This is a genomic window from Kitasatospora sp. NPDC004531 (assembly GCF_053602195.1).
On sequence record NZ_JBSGDD010000019.1, the window covers coordinates 1 to 13,928 of the forward strand.

The window sequence follows — 13,928 nt, forward strand, 5'->3', positions numbered from 1 at the left end:
GTTCTGCGCGCCGAAGCCCTGGTTGACGGTCTGCGCGATCAGGTCGCTGATCATGCCCTGGATCGCCGAGACGGCCGGCTCCTTCAGGGTCTCCATGATCGCTTCCATCAGCGCTTCACGGAGTTCCTTGAGCAGCCGTCGGACGATCATCTTGGTCGCCGCCGTCGCGCCCGCCGCGCCCAGCTCCGACAGACCCAGCGTGAACGGCGCCGCCGCCTGCGCGGCGATCAACTCGACCGCCAGCGCCACCAGTTGCGCAATCACGGCGATCTTGCAGGTGACCACGATGACGGCCGCCGCGTCGAACGCGGCGGCGATCAGGCGCGAGGCCATGGCGGCGTCGGCGAGGTAGCCGTCCGAACCGCCGCCGGAGAACTTCTCCCAGGTCTTGCCGAAGGCGTCGATGCTGTCGCCGGAGTTGGTGGCGAGCACGTTGTTGGCGATGCCGGCGCCCCGGTAGTGGAGCTCCTCGACCTGGTCGGCGAAGTCCCGCCAGACCTGCGCGGACTCCCGGAGTTTGTCCTCGTCGGCGGTCGGCCAGTCGAAGCCGAGCATCTCCAGGACCCACTCGACACTGTCCGGCAACATCAGCGACACTTCGCCAAACCCCCTGCGCCTCACGGGAACGAACTACAGAACAAACGGACGGACCGGCTCCAACGGGCCGGTTCGACCGACGGACCGTCAACCAGCGCGACGGCAAGGGGACGGGCGGCGGCATCGGCGCCGCGCCCGTCGGGACGGACGGGTCAGTAGACCCGCGGCCGCTGCAAGGAGCCGATCTGGCCGCCGAGTTCGCCCGCGCGGGCCTCCATGGTGCGCAGGTCGCCCTCGGTCTGGCTCTCGTTGGCCTCGTGCTTGTCGGCCATGCTCTGCAGCTTGTCGCCGATCTCACCGATCCGGGTGCCGAGGGAGTCCATCGACTCCTTCATGCCGTCCCGCAGGCCCTCGTAGACGATGCCGAACTTCTCGCCGAGGCTGTCGTCGCCCCAGGGGGGCGTGTCGCCCTGTTCGAGGGCTTCGAGCCGGCCCGAGAGGGATTCGAGGGCGGCGAGGAAGTCCTGCCCGACGGCGGCCATGTTCCGGCCCTCGGTCCGCAGGCTCCCCGAATCGACCACAATCTGCTGAGACATGCCCGCCCCCGACTCGGAACGCCGGGGCCGCCGTCCGCACTGCCGGCCCCGTGAGTTCGTGACCCCGGTCGGCTGCAACGCCGGCGGGTCCAATTTTCGTCCCTGCATCATAGGGCCCGAATCAGTGCCGAGCCATGCCGTCGACAGGGCGCACGGAAGCTCGTCACCACTCCTCCACCGTCGCGCGACCCGGCCCCGAGCACGCCCGTTCACCGGTGCGGACCTCAACGCCCTTGATCGGCAACGGTGTTCCGTCGACGAAGCGTCCGCAAGTCGCGCGCGCCGCCACGGCCGCGAGCGCGCCCCCGGGCTTCACGGGCTCCGCACGCCCCTGACACGCTGCGGTCACATGCCGGGGCGTCAGGCCGCCGCGCCTGCGGGGCCGGCGTCCACCGGGAGCTCGGCGAGGCGCCACTCCAGCATCCCGTCGTCCAGCCGGATCGCCCGCCGTCCCCGCGCGGTGAGCAGCCGGACGGCGTCGTAGGCGAGGGCGCAGTACGCGCCGCGGCAGTAGACCACGACCTCGGCGTCCTCGGGGAGTTCGCCGATCCGCTCGGCGAGCTCCTCGACGGGGATGGAGAGGGCGCCGGGGATGTGCCCGGCGGCGTACTCCTCGGCGGGGCGGACGTCGAGGGCGACGGCGCGGCCGGCGGCGATGCGGGTGAGCAGGTCCTCGCGGGAGACGGCGTCGGGCTCGTCGGCGGTTTCGGGGCCGAGGTAGGCGGTGCGGGCGGGGGCGACGGCGGCCTGGTGGCGTTCGGCGACGCGGCGCAGCAGGTCGAGGAGTTGGGCGACGTCCGCGCCGGCGAGGCGGTAGTGGATGCGCACGCCGTCGCGGCGGGTGGCGACCAGGCCGGTCTGCTTGAGGGTCTGGAGGTGCGCGGAGGCGGTGGTGAGGTTGAGTCCGGCGGCCTTCGCCAGCGCGTCGACGGTGCGTTCGCCCTGGGCCAGCAGGTCGAGCAGTTCGAGCCGTTTGCCGCTGGAGAGGGCTTTCCCGGTGGCGGCGAACGCCTCGTAGAGCTCGGTTTTCGCGGCCCGGTCCGCCATGGCTGCGGCCCCTTTCTCGGTAATTCTATGGAGAAGAGGATACTCTCCGCCCCCGCCGCGAACCGGCCGCTCGGCGGCCCACCGGCCCGGCTCGGGGCCGCCGGCCCGGCTCGGGGCCACCGGCCCGGGAACGTCCGCGTATGTTTCTCCGTGGGCCGCGGACCGGTCGCGGACCGGTCGCGGACCGAGAGGGGTTGGAAGAGTGGCGACGAGCACGGGTTCACGCCGGACTCAGCAGGAGCGCACGAGGGCGACCACGGACGCGCTGCTGTCGGTCGCTCGCGGGTTCTTCGTCGAGCAGGGGTTCGCGGCCACCTCGCTGGGGGCGATCTGTGAGCGCGCGGGGGTGACCCGCGGCGCGTTCTACCACCACTTCGGCAACAAGGAGGAGATCTTCCGCGAGGTGTACACGGCGGAGCAGAAGGCTCTGGCCGCCGTCGTCAGGCGGGCGTTCCGGGCGGAGGCGGATCCGTGGGACGGCGTGTTCGCGGGCTGCCGGGCCCTGCTGGAGTCGTCGCTCGAACCCGCCGTACGCCGGATCACCCTGGTCGAGGCCCCGGCGGCGCTCGACCGGAACACCATGCGGACCATCCAGGCCGGTTGCAAGGAGCAGTTGCGCACCGGTCTCTCCCTCGCCGTCGAGGCCGGCTGCCTCCCCGCCCGCCCGCTGGCCCCGCTCACCTCGCTCCTCTACGGCGCGATCGGCGAGAGCGCCCTCGACATCGCCCACGCCGACGACCGACACACCGCCCTGCGCGACACCTCGGCCCAACTCGGCCTCCTGCTCGCCGGTGCCGCCGGCCGCGTCACCCCGGGCTGCGCCCACCGGGACCGGACGGCCTGACGTTCAGCCCTCCGTACTCGGCGACTTCGCACGCGAGGTCCCGATCAGGTCCAGCCAGCGGCGGCAGAACTCGGGTGTGACCGGTTCGAAGATCTCCGGGGTGGATGCCTCGAAGAGGAACTGCGCGACGAGCTCTTCATGGCCGTCTTCGAGGTCCACGCCGTCGTGGAGGTGCACGGCCTGCGCCCAGGCGGTGAGCTCCGCACGGGCCACCGCGCCGCCGACGGCCCTGGCCAGCACGGCCTCGACGGCGGCGCGGTCCACGACGGCGCGGGCCGACGGGTCGGTGCCGCGTGCGGCTCGCACGAGGTCGTCGAGGTTCCCGCGCAAGGTGACGAGGTCTTCCAGCGCTGCGTTCGGGTTGGCGTTCACGCCGCTCATCCTGCCCGATCGGAGCGGCCCGGCGGGGCGGCCGCGGTCGCCCGGATGCGGCGGCTGGAGTGGCGGTCGGTCGGGCGCGAGGTGAAGCTCCAGGTGGACGACGCCGGCGGCCCGGACCGCTCGCGCCGGCCGCAGATTCCTCCGACCTTCAGAGGCGTTCTCCCATGGCCAAGATCCTTTTCGTGCTGACCGGAGCGAGCTACTGGACGCTCAAGAACGGCCACCGGCACCCCACCGGCTACTGGGCCGAGGAGTTCACCAGCCCGTACGGCGTGTTCACCGGGGCCGGCCACGAGGTCGCCGTCGCCACCCCGGGCGGTGTCGTGCCCGTCTGCGACACGATGAGCCTGCGGCCGAGCTTCACCGGGGGCGAGGAGGCGTCCGTCCGGCAGGAGGGCGTCATCGAGGAGGCCGAGCAGCTCCGGCACGCCCTCGCGATCAAGGACGTGGACCTCGGCGGCTACGACGCGGTCTACTACCCGGGCGGCCACGGGCCGATGGAGGACCTCTGGCGCGATGCCGATTCCGGGCTGCTGCTGAGGAGGGCGCTCGCGTCCGGGAAGCCGCTCGGCCTGGTCTGCCACGCCCCGGCGGCGCTGCTCGCCACCCGGGACGAGCGGGGCGGCACGCCGTTCGCCGGCTACCGCGTCACCGGGTTCACGAACGACGAGGAGGCGGGCGTCGGTTTCGCCGACCGGGCCAGGTGGCTCATGGAGGACGAGGTCAGGAACCTGCCCACGGACTACTCGCGCGGCCCGATGTGGGAGCCGTACACGGTGGTCGACCGCAACCTGTACACCGGCCAGAATCCGGCGTCCTCCGGCCCGCTGGCCACGATCATGCTGAAGGCCCTCCCCGGGGGCGGGTAGTCAGGACGGGCCGGCGGCGCCCTCGACGTTGGCCAGCATGGTGCGCAGCACCTTGAGGGCGGCCACGTACTCCTCGTCGCTGATGCCCCGGTGGACCACGGCGCGCGTCTCGGTGGCCAGTTCGCGCAGGCGCAGTCGGGCGCTCTCCCCGGGGTCGGTGAGGTGCAGGCGCCGGTCGTCGTCGGTGCGGAGCCAGCCGCGGTGGAGCAACTGGTCGACGGCGCGGGCGATTTCGTGCGGCCCGTCGGCGAGGTGGGTGAGCTGTGCGGCGACTTCCTCGCGACTCGGCGCGGTGGGGCCGCCGTTGACGCGATTGAGCACCCAGTACTGCGGCTGGGTGGCGTCGATCCTGGCCATGGCGTCGCGCAGCTGCCGGGTGACGGCCGCGTGGGTCAGGCCGCACCAGTAGCCGATCGGCTGGGTGGCGAGCGTGTCGTCGGTGGCGGCAGGGTTCGCGGGCGCCTGGTCGGTGCGGGGTGCCGTGGTCATGATCGTGACGCTACCGGCCTCCGGTGCGTCGGGCAACCATTTACATACATGCTGTCGGTATGTATGTTCGGGAGCCGCCGGCCGGGCCGGCCGAAGGAGGGGGCGAGTCGTGCGCGCAATGCAGCAGACCGAGTGGGGTGACCGCGCGTCCATGGCGCTGGTCGAGATGCCGACGCCGGAGCCGGTGTTCGGCGAGGTGCTGGTCAGGGTGGTCGCCGCCGGGGTCAACCCGGTGGACGTGTACACCCGTCAAGGCACCGCGTACAACCGGGTGTTGGAGCTGCCGTTCGTCAACGGCTGGGACGTCGCGGGCGTGGTGGAGGAGGTCGGCTACGGGACGACCCGCTTCCGGGTCGGCGACCGGGTGTTCGGCATGCCGTGGTTTCCGCGCGCGGCCGGTGCGTACGCCGAGTACACCGCCGCGCCGGCCCGTCACTTCGCCCGCATGCCGGACGGGTTGGGCTTCGCCGAGGCCGCCGCGCTGCCGCTGGCCGGGCTGACGGCGTGGCAGATGCTGACCGAGGTCGCCCGGGTGGAGCCCGGTCAGCGGGTGCTGGTGGCGGGCGCGGCGGGCGGCGTGGGGCACCTGGCCGTCCAGGTCGCGAAGGCGCTCGGGGCGCGGGTGATCGGTACGGCCCGGGCGGCCAAGCACGCGTTCCTGGCCGGTCTCGGGGTGGACGAGGCGGTCGACCGCACCGTCACGGACGTGCCCACCGCGGTGCGCGACGTGGACGTGGTGGTCCAGATGTTCGGCGGCCGCTCGGGGCTGCGGGCGCTCGAATGCCTGCGGCCGGGCGGCATCCTGGTCAGTGGCCAGGCGGCCTGGACGCCCGGGCTGCACGAGCGGGCCGCCGAACTCGGCGTGCGCGCCGCCGGATACCTCGTCGACCCGGACGGCGCGGGCCTCGACGCGCTCGCCGACCTGGTCCGGAACGGGCGGCTGAAGGTGCACGTCGACCGCCGCTTCCCGCTGGCGCGGGCCGCCGAGGCGCACCGCGTGGTGGCGGAGGGCCGCACCGTCGGCAAGGTCGTGCTCGATGTCGCCGAGCCGGTCGGGGCCGGACGATGACCTGGCATCCCCGAGAGGAGCGCGAGGTGTCCGTGCCGCGATCGGCGGCGGAGGTCGTCCGGGCCTACGCGGAGGCCAAGAGCCGCGGCGACGTCCCGGCGGCGTTGACGGCCTGCCATCCGGACGTCGTCTTCGAGACCGTCCCCTTCCAGGCCGTCGCGCGCGGAGTCGCGGAGGCCGCACGGCAGTTCACGGGCTTCCTGCGGGCGTTCCCGGACTACCGGGTGGAGCTGGAGTACCTGAACGAGGCCGCCGGCGGCCTGGTGGTCGGCGCCGGCACCGTCCGGGCGACCATGGCCGGGCCGCTGGCCGGGATCGAACCCACCGGCCGGACGTACGCGCTGCCGTTCGCCTGCCACTGGCGGGTGTGGAACGGGCTGATCGCGCACGAGCGGTTCTTCTTCGACCTGAACCAGATGTGCGAGCAGCTGGGCCTGTCCACCGACGCCGCCGGGGCCCGGTTCGCCGCCTGGCGGGAGCGTTCCCAGGGGGTCCCGCGATGACGACGTACGTGCTGGTGCACGGGGCGTGGCACGGCGGCTGGTGCTGGCGGCCGGTGGCGGAGCGGCTGCGGGCGGCGGGGCATCAGGTCTTCACGCCGACGCTGACCGGCCTCGGCGAGCGGGCCCACCTGTTCGACCCCGGGATCGGGCTGCGCACCCATGTCGAGGACGTGCTGGGCGTGTTGCGCGCCGAGGAGCTGCGGGAGGTCGTCCTGGTCGGGCACAGCTACGCCGGTCTGGTGGTCCGCGAGGCCGCCGACCGGATGCCCGAACGGGTGGACCGCCTGGTCATGGTCGACGCCTGGGCGGGCCGCGACGGGCAGTCGCTGGCGGGCCTGGCGCCGGGCTGGTTCGTCGACTGGCTCGACGCGGCGGCGGTGGACGGTTCGGTGCCGGCCCCGCCGCCCGCCACGGTCGGCGTGACGGACCCGGAGCAGGCCCGCCGGCTCGAACCCCGGCTGACCCCGCACCCGCAGCGCACCTTCCACGACCCCACCCGCCTGTCCGGAGCCGTCGACGCCCTCCCGTGCCACGCCGTCCTCTGCACCCCCGGCGGCCCGATGCCGTTCCCCCGCATCGCCGAGCAATTCGGCTGGCAGGGCGTCGAGTTGCCGGTCGGCCACGACGCGATGGTCACCGCCCCGGAGGCCCTGGCCGACCTCCTCGCCGAACGCTGTCCACGGTGACCTTCTGCGGCCGGGGTCGTTGCCACGGTGCCGCACTTCGAACCCCTGGGGGGAACCATGGACAGGACACCGACCGGCGACGGAACGCGAAAGTGGCGCGAACACGCGGCCCGCATCAGGGCCGTGGCAGGTGACGTGGCCGCCGGGGCGGGCCACGTCGGCACGATCGCGAAGAAGGTGCAGACCGTCTTCGCCGCCGTCGTGGTCATCGTCATTACCGTCGAGGCCCTGACAGACCTCTTCCCGTCCCGCAACAGCGGCGCCGGAACCACCTGACGCGCCCGTCACGCCCGCTCGGCCACCGCCGGGCGGGCCTGGGCCGGGAGGCGGGTCGCCCGGGCCCGGGCCCAGTGGGCGAGGGTGAGGGCGAGCGTCACGGCGACGGCCAGTGACTGCGGCAGGGCGTCGGCCGTGCCGCTGCGCAGGACCGCCGAGAACGGGAGCGCCAGGACGGGGACGGCGACGGCCGGGCCGGCGGCGTACCAGGCGGTGAACAGCACGACGGCGCTGCTGCCGCCCGCCCCGGACGAGCGGTAGAGCAGGTCGCGGCGGGCCGCGCCGCGGCAGGCGTTCACCAGGCCGGCGGCGACCAGCGGCGGCACGGCGGCGGGTACCAGCCAGGCGGCCGCCCCGCCGCCGAGCGCGAGCACCGCCGCCGATCCCGCCGTGGCCAGGACGAGCCCGAGGACGGTGGGCACCACGGCGTGGCGCAGCATCAGGCCGGCGAACGGGTACGGCGACCAGGACGCCCGGCGGACGTCGTCGGTCTCCACCCGCGCGGGCTCCAGGAGTTGGGCGACGGCGAGGTAGCCGAAGGCCAGCGCGAGGACGGTCACGGCCCAGGACGCCACGCCCGGGGTGTCGCCGGCCGGCACCGCGCAGAGCACGGCGGGGACGGTCAGCAGGACGGCGCGCCCGAGCCGGGCGGGTGCGCGAAGCAGCGCGAGCGCGTCCCGCCAGTACAGGATCAGCCAGGGCCGGCGGGGTGCGGGCAGCCGGACCCGGAACTGCCGGCCGCCGGACGCGCCGTTCACGGCGAGTCGTGCGGCGCGCGGTTCGACCGTCCGCAGCGCGGCCAGCACCCCGGCCGCCGTCCGGGCGCGTTCGCGCAGCAGCGGCAGCGGGAGGGTGGCGGCGGCCCGGTCGGCGAACAGCAGGGCGGCGGCGGCCGACGCGGTCAGCAGGACGGCGGCGAGCAAGCCGCCCGGGGCGGCGGCGGGCGTGGGGGCGAGGGCGGCGAGGGCGGCCCAGCCCCACGGGCCGGACCACATCTCGACGCGTTCCAGCCACCGGACGGGGTGCCCGGCGACGGCCAGCGCGCTCTGTGCGGCGAGGGCGAGGATCAGCACGGTCGCCCAGGGGGTGAGCCGGCGCGCCCAGTGCGCGGCCCGGGGGTCGTGCTGCACCAGCAGGCCGGCGCAGACGCCGAGCAGCGGCAGGCAGACCGCGCCGACCAGGCACCAGCCGAGGGCGGCGGGCAGGCCTACGCGGACGGTCAGGCCGAGCGCGACCATGCCGGCGACGGCGGCGACCAGCCCGGGGAAGACCGCGAGGCCGCAGGACAGCCACAGCCACGGCCGCAGGACGGGCCGTTGCCGGACGGGGTGGGCGAGCAGCCAGTCGGTGGTGGCGCGGGGCGGCACGACCGGTCCGCGCCACAGTCCGTCGCGGACGGCGAGCAGCACGGTGGCGAGGCCGGCGGCGGCGATGCCGGCGGGCATCGCGGCGAGCAGGTCGGGTCCGTGTCCGGTGTAGTCGGCGCCCAGCGAGGCGTGCACGAAGAGGCCGAGGCTGGGCAGGCCGCCCCACATCACCACGATCAGCACGGTGCAGTAGAGCGCGAACGCGGCCTGCTTGGCCCGGCTGCGGCGGTGCGGTGCGCGCAGGGCGCGCAGCAGCGCGAGCGCCTCGTCGGTCCAGTCGTCGTCGGCCGTCCACTCCTCGGGCGCCGACTCGGCCACCGTCCCGGCCACCGTCTCGCGGCTCATCGGTTGCCCGCCGGTGCGCCGGGGGTGTCCTCGGCGCCGAGGACGGTGTCGGGCGGGCCCTGCCGGAGGACCCGTCCGTCCTCCAGCACCATCACCCGGTCGGCGACGTCGCGGGCCAGGTCGGTGTGGTGGGTGACCAGCAACACCGCGACGCCGTCGGCGAGTTCGGCCTTCAGCAGGTCGGCGAGCCGTCGTCGTGCCTCCGGGTCGAGGCGCTGTTCGGGTTCGTCGAGCAGCAGCAGGTCGCGGGGGCGGACCAGGGCGCAGGCCAGCAGCAGGGCCTGGTGCTGGCCGGAGGAGAGGGCGGAGGGCAGGGCGTCGGCCCGTTCGGTGAGCGCGCGCATCTCCAGGACCTGTTCGACCCAGTCGGCGGCGTCGGCGACGCCGTGGGCGACGGCGACCAGCAGCAGGTGTTCCCGCACCGTCAGGTCGGGGTAGCAGGCGACGGTGTCGCCGACGACGGCGACCCGGGCCCGGATCCGGGGGTCGTTCTCGTTCATCGCCAGGCCGTCGAACCGGACGGTTCCGGCGGTCGGCAGGTCGCGGCCGGCGGCGATCCGCAGCAGCGTCGACTTGCCGGAGCCGTTGTGTCCGAGCAGCGCCACGCACTCGCCGGCCGCCAGGTCGAGGTCGACGGGGTGGAGCACCTCCCGGGCGCCGTACGACCGGCTCACGCCGGTGAGTCGCAGCAGTGCCGGGCGCGCGGCGGGGCGCGGCGCGGCGGAGTTGTTGGCCATGGGGGCGACGCCTCTCGACGAGTGGATCGCCCAAGTATGGCCCGCTCCCCCACGCCACGTTCGGGCCGCCCCCGCGCGGTCGGGCCGGGTGGCCGACCGCGGCGGGCCGAGCTCCGGCCGGTCGCCGCGCCGGCGCCCGGAGCGGCGGATCGGCATGGCCCCGGCGGCCTGGCGCAGCGCCCGCGCCCGCCGCCCGACGGCGGGACGCTGAGCCGCGCTCAGTCCCGGAGCAGCACCAGCTCGTTCTCGATCGCGGACTCCTCGCCCGGCACCGGTGCGCTGTGCCCGCTGCGGACGAAGCCGAGCTTGCGGTAGAACGCCTCGGCGCGTTCGTTGTCCTGGTGCACGTACAGCCGGACGCGGGAGATCGCGGGCTCGTCGAGTGCGTGCGCCCAGGCGATCGCGGCGTCGAACAGGGCGCGGGCCAGTCCGGTGCCGCGCTGCTCGGGGCGGACGAACACGCCGACCAGGTGGGCCTGGTCGACCTCGATCCGCCCGCCGAGGACGTCCTGCCGGCCGGCCCGTTCGATCATCACCGTCACCGACCCGTCGAGGCCGCCGTCGGGCCGCTCGGCGACGAACTGCTGGGTGATCAGCTCGCCGCGCGCTCCGGCGGCGCGCTGCTGCCAGATCTCGTCGGGCCTGGCGGCGGCGTTGTCGTAGGTCTCCAGGAAGGCGATGTGGGCGACCGGGTCGCGCAGGGCGTCCAGCCGGAGCTGCTTGGTCTGCTGCCAGTCCTCGACGGTGGTGGTGCGGATGACGTGTTCCATGGGCGTGATCTTCGGCGAGCCGCGCGGACGCGGGCAACCCGTTTACCGCGCCGGGCTCGCCCGGAGGGGCTCGGGCAGCTCCATGGTGGCGACGTCCTGGCCGAGCCGCAGCATCCGGTCGAGGAGCCATCGCCGGCCGAGCAGGGCGTCGCGGGTGCGCAGGCCGGCGGTGGTGCGCGGGGCGAGGAACGGGCCGGTGCGGTCGCCGCCGCGCTGGCAGCGTTCTGCGTAGGGGCGCACGGTCTGCTCGTAGCGGGTGAAGGCGGCGCGGTGGTCGCCGTCGGCGCGGGCGAGTTCGGTGGCCAGGACGTACGCGGCGACCAGCGCGGTGCCGGTGCCCATGCCGCCGATGGTGGCGCCGCAGGCGGCGTCGCCGAGCAGCGCGATCCGGCCGGTCGACCAGCTGGGCACGTCGGCGCGGCTGATCGAGTCGAAGTAGAGGTCGTCGGCGTCGCGCAGGCCGTCCAGCAGCTGCGCCACGGGGCCGCCGAGGTCGGCGAAGCGCTGCCGCAGCAGGGACTTGAGGGCGTCGGTGTCGTGCCGGTCGTGGTCGAGCCGCGGTGCGGCGAACAGCAGGAACGCCCCGGCGCGGCGCGGGTCGCGGGGGTCGGCGCCGGCGGCGGCGAGCCGGCCGGGGGTGTTGACGCCGGTGCTGCCGGCGGGCAGGCCGAGCCGGTTGGGGAACTGCCAGGTGGCGGCGTAGTAGCCGAGGTGGCGCACGTAGTCCTGTTCGGGTCCGAAGGCGAGGGCGCGGATCCGGGAGTGCAGGCCGTCGGCGCCGATCACCAGGTCGAAGCGGCGTGCGGGGCCGTGCCGGAACTCGACGTGCACGCCGCGGTCGTCCTGGTGGAGCGCGGTGACGGTGTCGCCGAACCGGTACTCGGTGGTGGATTCGCTGTGCCGGTACAGGAGTTGGGCGAGTTCGCCGCGCGGGATCTCGATCTCGCCGCCGGCGAATTCGGCGGGCAGGCGCAGCCGGACGCGGCCGTGCCGGTCGGTGAAGGTCATCGGGCTGCCGCCGGTGTCGAGCGCGCGGAGCTCGTCGAGCACGCCCATCCGCCGCAGCACCGTCAGGTGGGTGGGGCCGCGGAAGTCGACGGCCTGCCCGCCGGGCCGCAGCGCGGGGGCGAGTTCGACGACGGTGGGGCGGTGGCCGTGGCGGCCGAGCCAGTGGGCGAGCGCCGGTCCGCCGATGCCGGCGCCGGAGATCAGGATCTGCACGGTTGTCTCCCCCTCGGAGCTGTTCCGACGGGCCCTCCCCGGGCCCGGAGCAAAAAGTGTGTCTCGCGGACACTGTTTGCTGCTGTGTACGGTAGACGCAGTTTCTGTTCGGGCGCAAGCGTCCCGACGCGGCATCAGGGAGGGCGCATGGGCGGGCAGTCGGAGCAGGACGCCGCGGTGCGGCTGCTGTGGGGCCCGCCGGCCCGCCCGACCCGGGGGCCGAAGCCGGCCCTCAGCCTGGAGGCGATCGCCCGGGCCGGGATCGAGATCGCGGACGCCGAGGGCCTGGCGGCGGTGTCCATGCAGCGGGTGGCGGGGCTGCTGGCCTACACCAAGATGTCGCTGTACCGGTACGTCCCGGGCAAGGCGGAACTGATCGCGCTGATGGTCGAGCACACCGTCGGCGAGCCCCCGCCGCCGAGCCCGGCCCCCTGGCGGGCGCAACTCGCCGACTGGGCGCACCGGATGGCCGCGCTGTTCGCCGCCCACCCCTGGGTGCTGGACGCGCTGTCCGCCGGGCCCCGGCTCACCGGCCCGCGCGAACTGGCCTGGCTGGAACGGGTGGTGGCGGCCCTGGACGGCCACGGCCTGAGCGGCGCGGAGCGGATGGACGCGGCCGTGCTGCTGGTCGGCCACGTCCGGGCGATCGCCGCCCAGCAGCGGCAGTCCCGCGCGGGCTCGCCGGAGGCGGAGCTGCTGCGCGCGCTCGGCGGGCTGGTGACGGAGCACGCGGAGCGCTACCCGGCGCTGGCCGCCGCGATGGCCGAGCCGGGCGGGGGCCGCGACAACGCCCTCGACTTCGGCATCGAGCGGATCCTGGACGGCCTGGCCGCCCTGATCGAACGCCGCCGCCCGGACGACCCGGCCTGACGGAGCGTCAATTCCCTTTGTACCTCGACTGTTCGTCCCCCGGCCGGGGCGGGGTGGGGCGACCGCTGTTCGCTCGGGCATCATCGACGCCATGAGCGACACGCATCCCGACCCGCTGGCCCGGCTGTGGCAGGACTTCCTCACCCTGCCCTTCCCGCGCAGCTGCTACCGGCAGGCCCCCGCCGGCGAGGACCTGGTCCTGCTCGACAGCCACCTGGCGGGCTGCGTCTCCGCCGCTCTGACCGGCCCCCTCGACCAGCGCCGCCACCAGGCCCTGCGCAACGGCATCGCCACCGTGCACCGCATCCTCCCCGAGCTCGCCGAGGACGCCGAGGCCCGCGAGTACTTCACCCGCCTGTGCGAACTCGCGGTGCTGGCCGACGAACGCTGAGCCCGGCCGGGCGCCGCGCGGCCGCCCGAAACCGCTCGTCCGGCGCGGCGTCCGCGTGTTTGGATGCCCGGCATGAACCGTTCCTTCGACGACCTCCTCGCCGAGGCCGAGTCCGCCCCGGTCGACGGCTGGGACTTCTCCTGGCTGGACGGCCGTGCCACCGAGCAGCGGCCCTCCTGGGGCTACCAGCGGCTGCTGGGCGAGCGGCTGTCCGCGGCCTCGGCGGCGCTGGACGTGCAGACCGGCGGCGGCGAGGTGCTGGCCGGCGCCGGGGCGGCGAACTTCCCGCGCACCATGGTCGCCACCGAGGGCTGGCCGCCGAACGCGGCGAGGGCGACGCGCCTGCTGCACCCGCTCGGCGCGGTGCTGGTGGCCGCCCCCGAGGACGCGCCGCTGCCGTTCGCGGACGGCGCCTTCGACCTGGTGACCAGCCGTCATCCCGCCACCGTGCACTGGCCGGAGCTCGCCCGGGTGCTCGCCCCCGGCGGCAGCTACTTCGCGCAGCACGTCGGCGGGCGCACCAACGTCGAGCTGAGCACGTTCTTCCTCGGCCCGTTCGAGGTCGGCGACGACCGCGAGCCCGAGGTGGAGGCGGCGCGGGCCCGGGCGGCCGGGCTGGAGGTGGTGCAGTGCCGCAACGAGCGGCTGCGGCTGGAGTTCTTCGACGTCGGCGCGGTGGCGTGGTTTCTGCGCAAGGTGATCTGGACGGTGCCCGGCTTCTCCGTCGACCGCCACCGCGAGCGCCTGCGCGACCTGCACGAACTGATCGGCCGCGAAGGGCCGTTCGTCTCCACCATGTCCCGCACCCTGATCGAGGCCCGCAAGCCCTGAGCGCCCCGCTGCCTTCCCCCCGCAGGACCACTTTCCGCGCCGCGCCCTCCTCCCGGCGGCGGATGCCGCGCGGGCGGCGCAGCGGTGAGGCTGTCGGGC

General features: G+C 74.8%; 18 protein-coding genes. 9 read left to right on the forward strand and 9 right to left on the reverse strand.

The window, feature by feature from the left end:
* The 3 genes from ACWEMJ_RS11110 to ACWEMJ_RS11120 all read right to left on the reverse strand — a co-directional run.
* Positions 1–588 (reverse strand): WXG100-like domain-containing protein (locus ACWEMJ_RS11110; RefSeq protein ID WP_452136714.1); only part of this gene is annotated, 588 nt, incomplete at its 3' end.
* A gap of 161 nt (positions 589–749) precedes the next feature.
* Positions 750–1,133 (reverse strand): hypothetical protein, encoded by a 384-nt coding sequence (locus ACWEMJ_RS11115; RefSeq protein WP_452136715.1) that lies wholly within the window; start codon positions 1,131–1,133, stop codon positions 750–752.
* A gap of 360 nt (positions 1,134–1,493) precedes the next feature.
* Positions 1,494–2,180, reverse strand: a complete 687-nt coding sequence (locus ACWEMJ_RS11120) for an ArsR/SmtB family transcription factor (protein WP_452136716.1) — start codon at positions 2,178–2,180, stop codon at positions 1,494–1,496.
* A 202-nt stretch (positions 2,181–2,382) separates the two neighbouring features.
* On the opposite strand from ACWEMJ_RS11120, the gene ACWEMJ_RS11125 reads away from it, so the two are divergent.
* Entirely contained in the window at positions 2,383–3,024 is a 642-nt protein-coding gene (locus ACWEMJ_RS11125) for a TetR/AcrR family transcriptional regulator (RefSeq protein ID WP_452136717.1), read from the forward strand.
* A gap of 3 nt (positions 3,025–3,027) precedes the next feature.
* On the opposite strand, the gene ACWEMJ_RS11130 is transcribed toward ACWEMJ_RS11125, so the two are convergent.
* Positions 3,028–3,396: a hypothetical protein gene (locus tag ACWEMJ_RS11130; protein ID WP_452136718.1), complete on the reverse strand. Its 369-nt coding sequence runs from the start codon at positions 3,394–3,396 to the stop codon at positions 3,028–3,030.
* A gap of 173 nt (positions 3,397–3,569) precedes the next feature.
* Here ACWEMJ_RS11130 and ACWEMJ_RS11135 point away from each other — a divergent pair, with 173 nt between their 5' ends.
* Entirely contained in the window at positions 3,570–4,274 is a 705-nt protein-coding gene (locus tag ACWEMJ_RS11135; protein WP_452136719.1) for a type 1 glutamine amidotransferase domain-containing protein, read from the forward strand.
* On the opposite strand, the gene ACWEMJ_RS11140 is transcribed toward ACWEMJ_RS11135, so the two are convergent.
* Complete coding sequence (locus ACWEMJ_RS11140; RefSeq protein WP_452136720.1) at positions 4,275–4,763, reverse strand: MarR family winged helix-turn-helix transcriptional regulator; 489 nt, start codon at positions 4,761–4,763, stop codon at positions 4,275–4,277. It lies immediately after the preceding gene.
* Positions 4,764–4,881: 118 nt separating this feature from the next.
* Here ACWEMJ_RS11140 and ACWEMJ_RS11145 point away from each other — a divergent pair, with 118 nt between their 5' ends.
* From ACWEMJ_RS11145 to ACWEMJ_RS11160, 4 genes are read left to right on the forward strand one after another with little or no spacing between them, the layout of a single operon-like run.
* On the forward strand, positions 4,882–5,832 hold the full coding sequence (locus ACWEMJ_RS11145; protein WP_452136808.1) for an NADP-dependent oxidoreductase: 951 nt from the start codon (positions 4,882–4,884) through the stop codon (positions 5,830–5,832).
* Between the two features lie 26 nt (positions 5,833–5,858).
* Entirely contained in the window at positions 5,859–6,335 is a 477-nt protein-coding gene (locus ACWEMJ_RS11150; protein WP_452136721.1) for an ester cyclase, read from the forward strand.
* Positions 6,332–7,021 carry an alpha/beta fold hydrolase gene (locus ACWEMJ_RS11155; RefSeq protein WP_452136722.1) on the forward strand — a complete coding sequence of 230 codons (690 nt, stop codon included), beginning with the start codon at positions 6,332–6,334 and terminating at the stop codon, positions 7,019–7,021. The genes ACWEMJ_RS11150 and ACWEMJ_RS11155 overlap by 4 nt, the downstream gene beginning before the upstream one ends.
* A gap of 57 nt (positions 7,022–7,078) precedes the next feature.
* Positions 7,079–7,297: a hypothetical protein gene (locus tag ACWEMJ_RS11160; protein WP_452136723.1), complete on the forward strand. Its 219-nt coding sequence runs from the start codon at positions 7,079–7,081 to the stop codon at positions 7,295–7,297.
* Positions 7,298–7,305: 8 nt separating this feature from the next.
* Here ACWEMJ_RS11160 and ACWEMJ_RS11165 read toward each other — a convergent pair whose 3' ends face one another.
* From ACWEMJ_RS11165 to ACWEMJ_RS11180, 4 genes are all read right to left on the reverse strand, one after another.
* Positions 7,306–9,009 (reverse strand): hypothetical protein, encoded by a 1,704-nt coding sequence (locus ACWEMJ_RS11165; protein ID WP_452136724.1) that lies wholly within the window; start codon positions 9,007–9,009, stop codon positions 7,306–7,308.
* Positions 9,006–9,746, reverse strand: coding sequence for an ABC transporter ATP-binding protein (locus tag ACWEMJ_RS11170; RefSeq protein ID WP_452136725.1), 741 nt, complete (start codon positions 9,744–9,746; stop codon positions 9,006–9,008). The genes ACWEMJ_RS11165 and ACWEMJ_RS11170 overlap by 4 nt, the downstream gene beginning before the upstream one ends.
* 218 nt (positions 9,747–9,964) lie before the next feature.
* Entirely contained in the window at positions 9,965–10,516 is a 552-nt protein-coding gene (locus tag ACWEMJ_RS11175) for a GNAT family N-acetyltransferase (RefSeq protein ID WP_452136726.1), read from the reverse strand.
* Positions 10,517–10,558: 42 nt separating this feature from the next.
* A complete protein-coding gene (locus ACWEMJ_RS11180) occupies positions 10,559–11,737 on the reverse strand; it encodes an FAD-dependent monooxygenase (RefSeq protein WP_452136727.1) in 1,179 nt (392 codons plus the stop codon).
* Positions 11,738–11,884: 147 nt separating this feature from the next.
* On the opposite strand from ACWEMJ_RS11180, the gene ACWEMJ_RS11185 reads away from it, so the two are divergent.
* From ACWEMJ_RS11185 to ACWEMJ_RS11195, 3 genes are all read left to right on the forward strand, one after another.
* Positions 11,885–12,607, forward strand: coding sequence for a TetR/AcrR family transcriptional regulator (locus ACWEMJ_RS11185; RefSeq protein ID WP_452136728.1), 723 nt, complete (start codon positions 11,885–11,887; stop codon positions 12,605–12,607).
* Positions 12,608–12,698: 91 nt separating this feature from the next.
* Positions 12,699–12,998 (forward strand): hypothetical protein, encoded by a 300-nt coding sequence (locus ACWEMJ_RS11190; RefSeq protein ID WP_452136729.1) that lies wholly within the window; start codon positions 12,699–12,701, stop codon positions 12,996–12,998.
* Between the two features lie 72 nt (positions 12,999–13,070).
* Positions 13,071–13,829: a methyltransferase domain-containing protein gene (locus tag ACWEMJ_RS11195; protein ID WP_452136730.1), complete on the forward strand. Its 759-nt coding sequence runs from the start codon at positions 13,071–13,073 to the stop codon at positions 13,827–13,829.
* Positions 13,830–13,928: the final 99 nt, after the last annotated feature.

What these genes read in the sequence shown, in the direction of transcription:
- ACWEMJ_RS11115 (WP_452136715.1), bottom strand. Translation starts at nt 1,133, where the DNA reads ATGTCTCAGCAGATTGTGGTCGATTCGGGGAGCCTGCGGACCGAGGGC.
- ACWEMJ_RS11120 (WP_452136716.1), bottom strand. Translation starts at nt 2,180, where the DNA reads ATGGCGGACCGGGCCGCGAAAACCGAGCTCTACGAGGCGTTCGCCGCC.
- ACWEMJ_RS11135 (WP_452136719.1), top strand. Translation starts at nt 3,570, where the DNA reads ATGGCCAAGATCCTTTTCGTGCTGACCGGAGCGAGCTACTGGACGCTC.
- ACWEMJ_RS11140 (WP_452136720.1), bottom strand. Translation starts at nt 4,763, where the DNA reads ATGACCACGGCACCCCGCACCGACCAGGCGCCCGCGAACCCTGCCGCC.
- ACWEMJ_RS11145 (WP_452136808.1), top strand. Translation starts at nt 4,882, where the DNA reads ATGCAGCAGACCGAGTGGGGTGACCGCGCGTCCATGGCGCTGGTCGAG.
- ACWEMJ_RS11155 (WP_452136722.1), top strand. Translation starts at nt 6,332, where the DNA reads ATGACGACGTACGTGCTGGTGCACGGGGCGTGGCACGGCGGCTGGTGC.
- ACWEMJ_RS11160 (WP_452136723.1), top strand. Translation starts at nt 7,079, where the DNA reads ATGGACAGGACACCGACCGGCGACGGAACGCGAAAGTGGCGCGAACAC.
- ACWEMJ_RS11165 (WP_452136724.1), bottom strand. Translation starts at nt 9,009, where the DNA reads ATGAGCCGCGAGACGGTGGCCGGGACGGTGGCCGAGTCGGCGCCCGAG.
- ACWEMJ_RS11170 (WP_452136725.1), bottom strand. Translation starts at nt 9,746, where the DNA reads ATGGCCAACAACTCCGCCGCGCCGCGCCCCGCCGCGCGCCCGGCACTG.
- ACWEMJ_RS11175 (WP_452136726.1), bottom strand. Translation starts at nt 10,516, where the DNA reads ATGGAACACGTCATCCGCACCACCACCGTCGAGGACTGGCAGCAGACC.
- ACWEMJ_RS11185 (WP_452136728.1), top strand. Translation starts at nt 11,885, where the DNA reads ATGGGCGGGCAGTCGGAGCAGGACGCCGCGGTGCGGCTGCTGTGGGGC.
- ACWEMJ_RS11190 (WP_452136729.1), top strand. Translation starts at nt 12,699, where the DNA reads ATGAGCGACACGCATCCCGACCCGCTGGCCCGGCTGTGGCAGGACTTC.
- ACWEMJ_RS11195 (WP_452136730.1), top strand. Translation starts at nt 13,071, where the DNA reads ATGAACCGTTCCTTCGACGACCTCCTCGCCGAGGCCGAGTCCGCCCCG.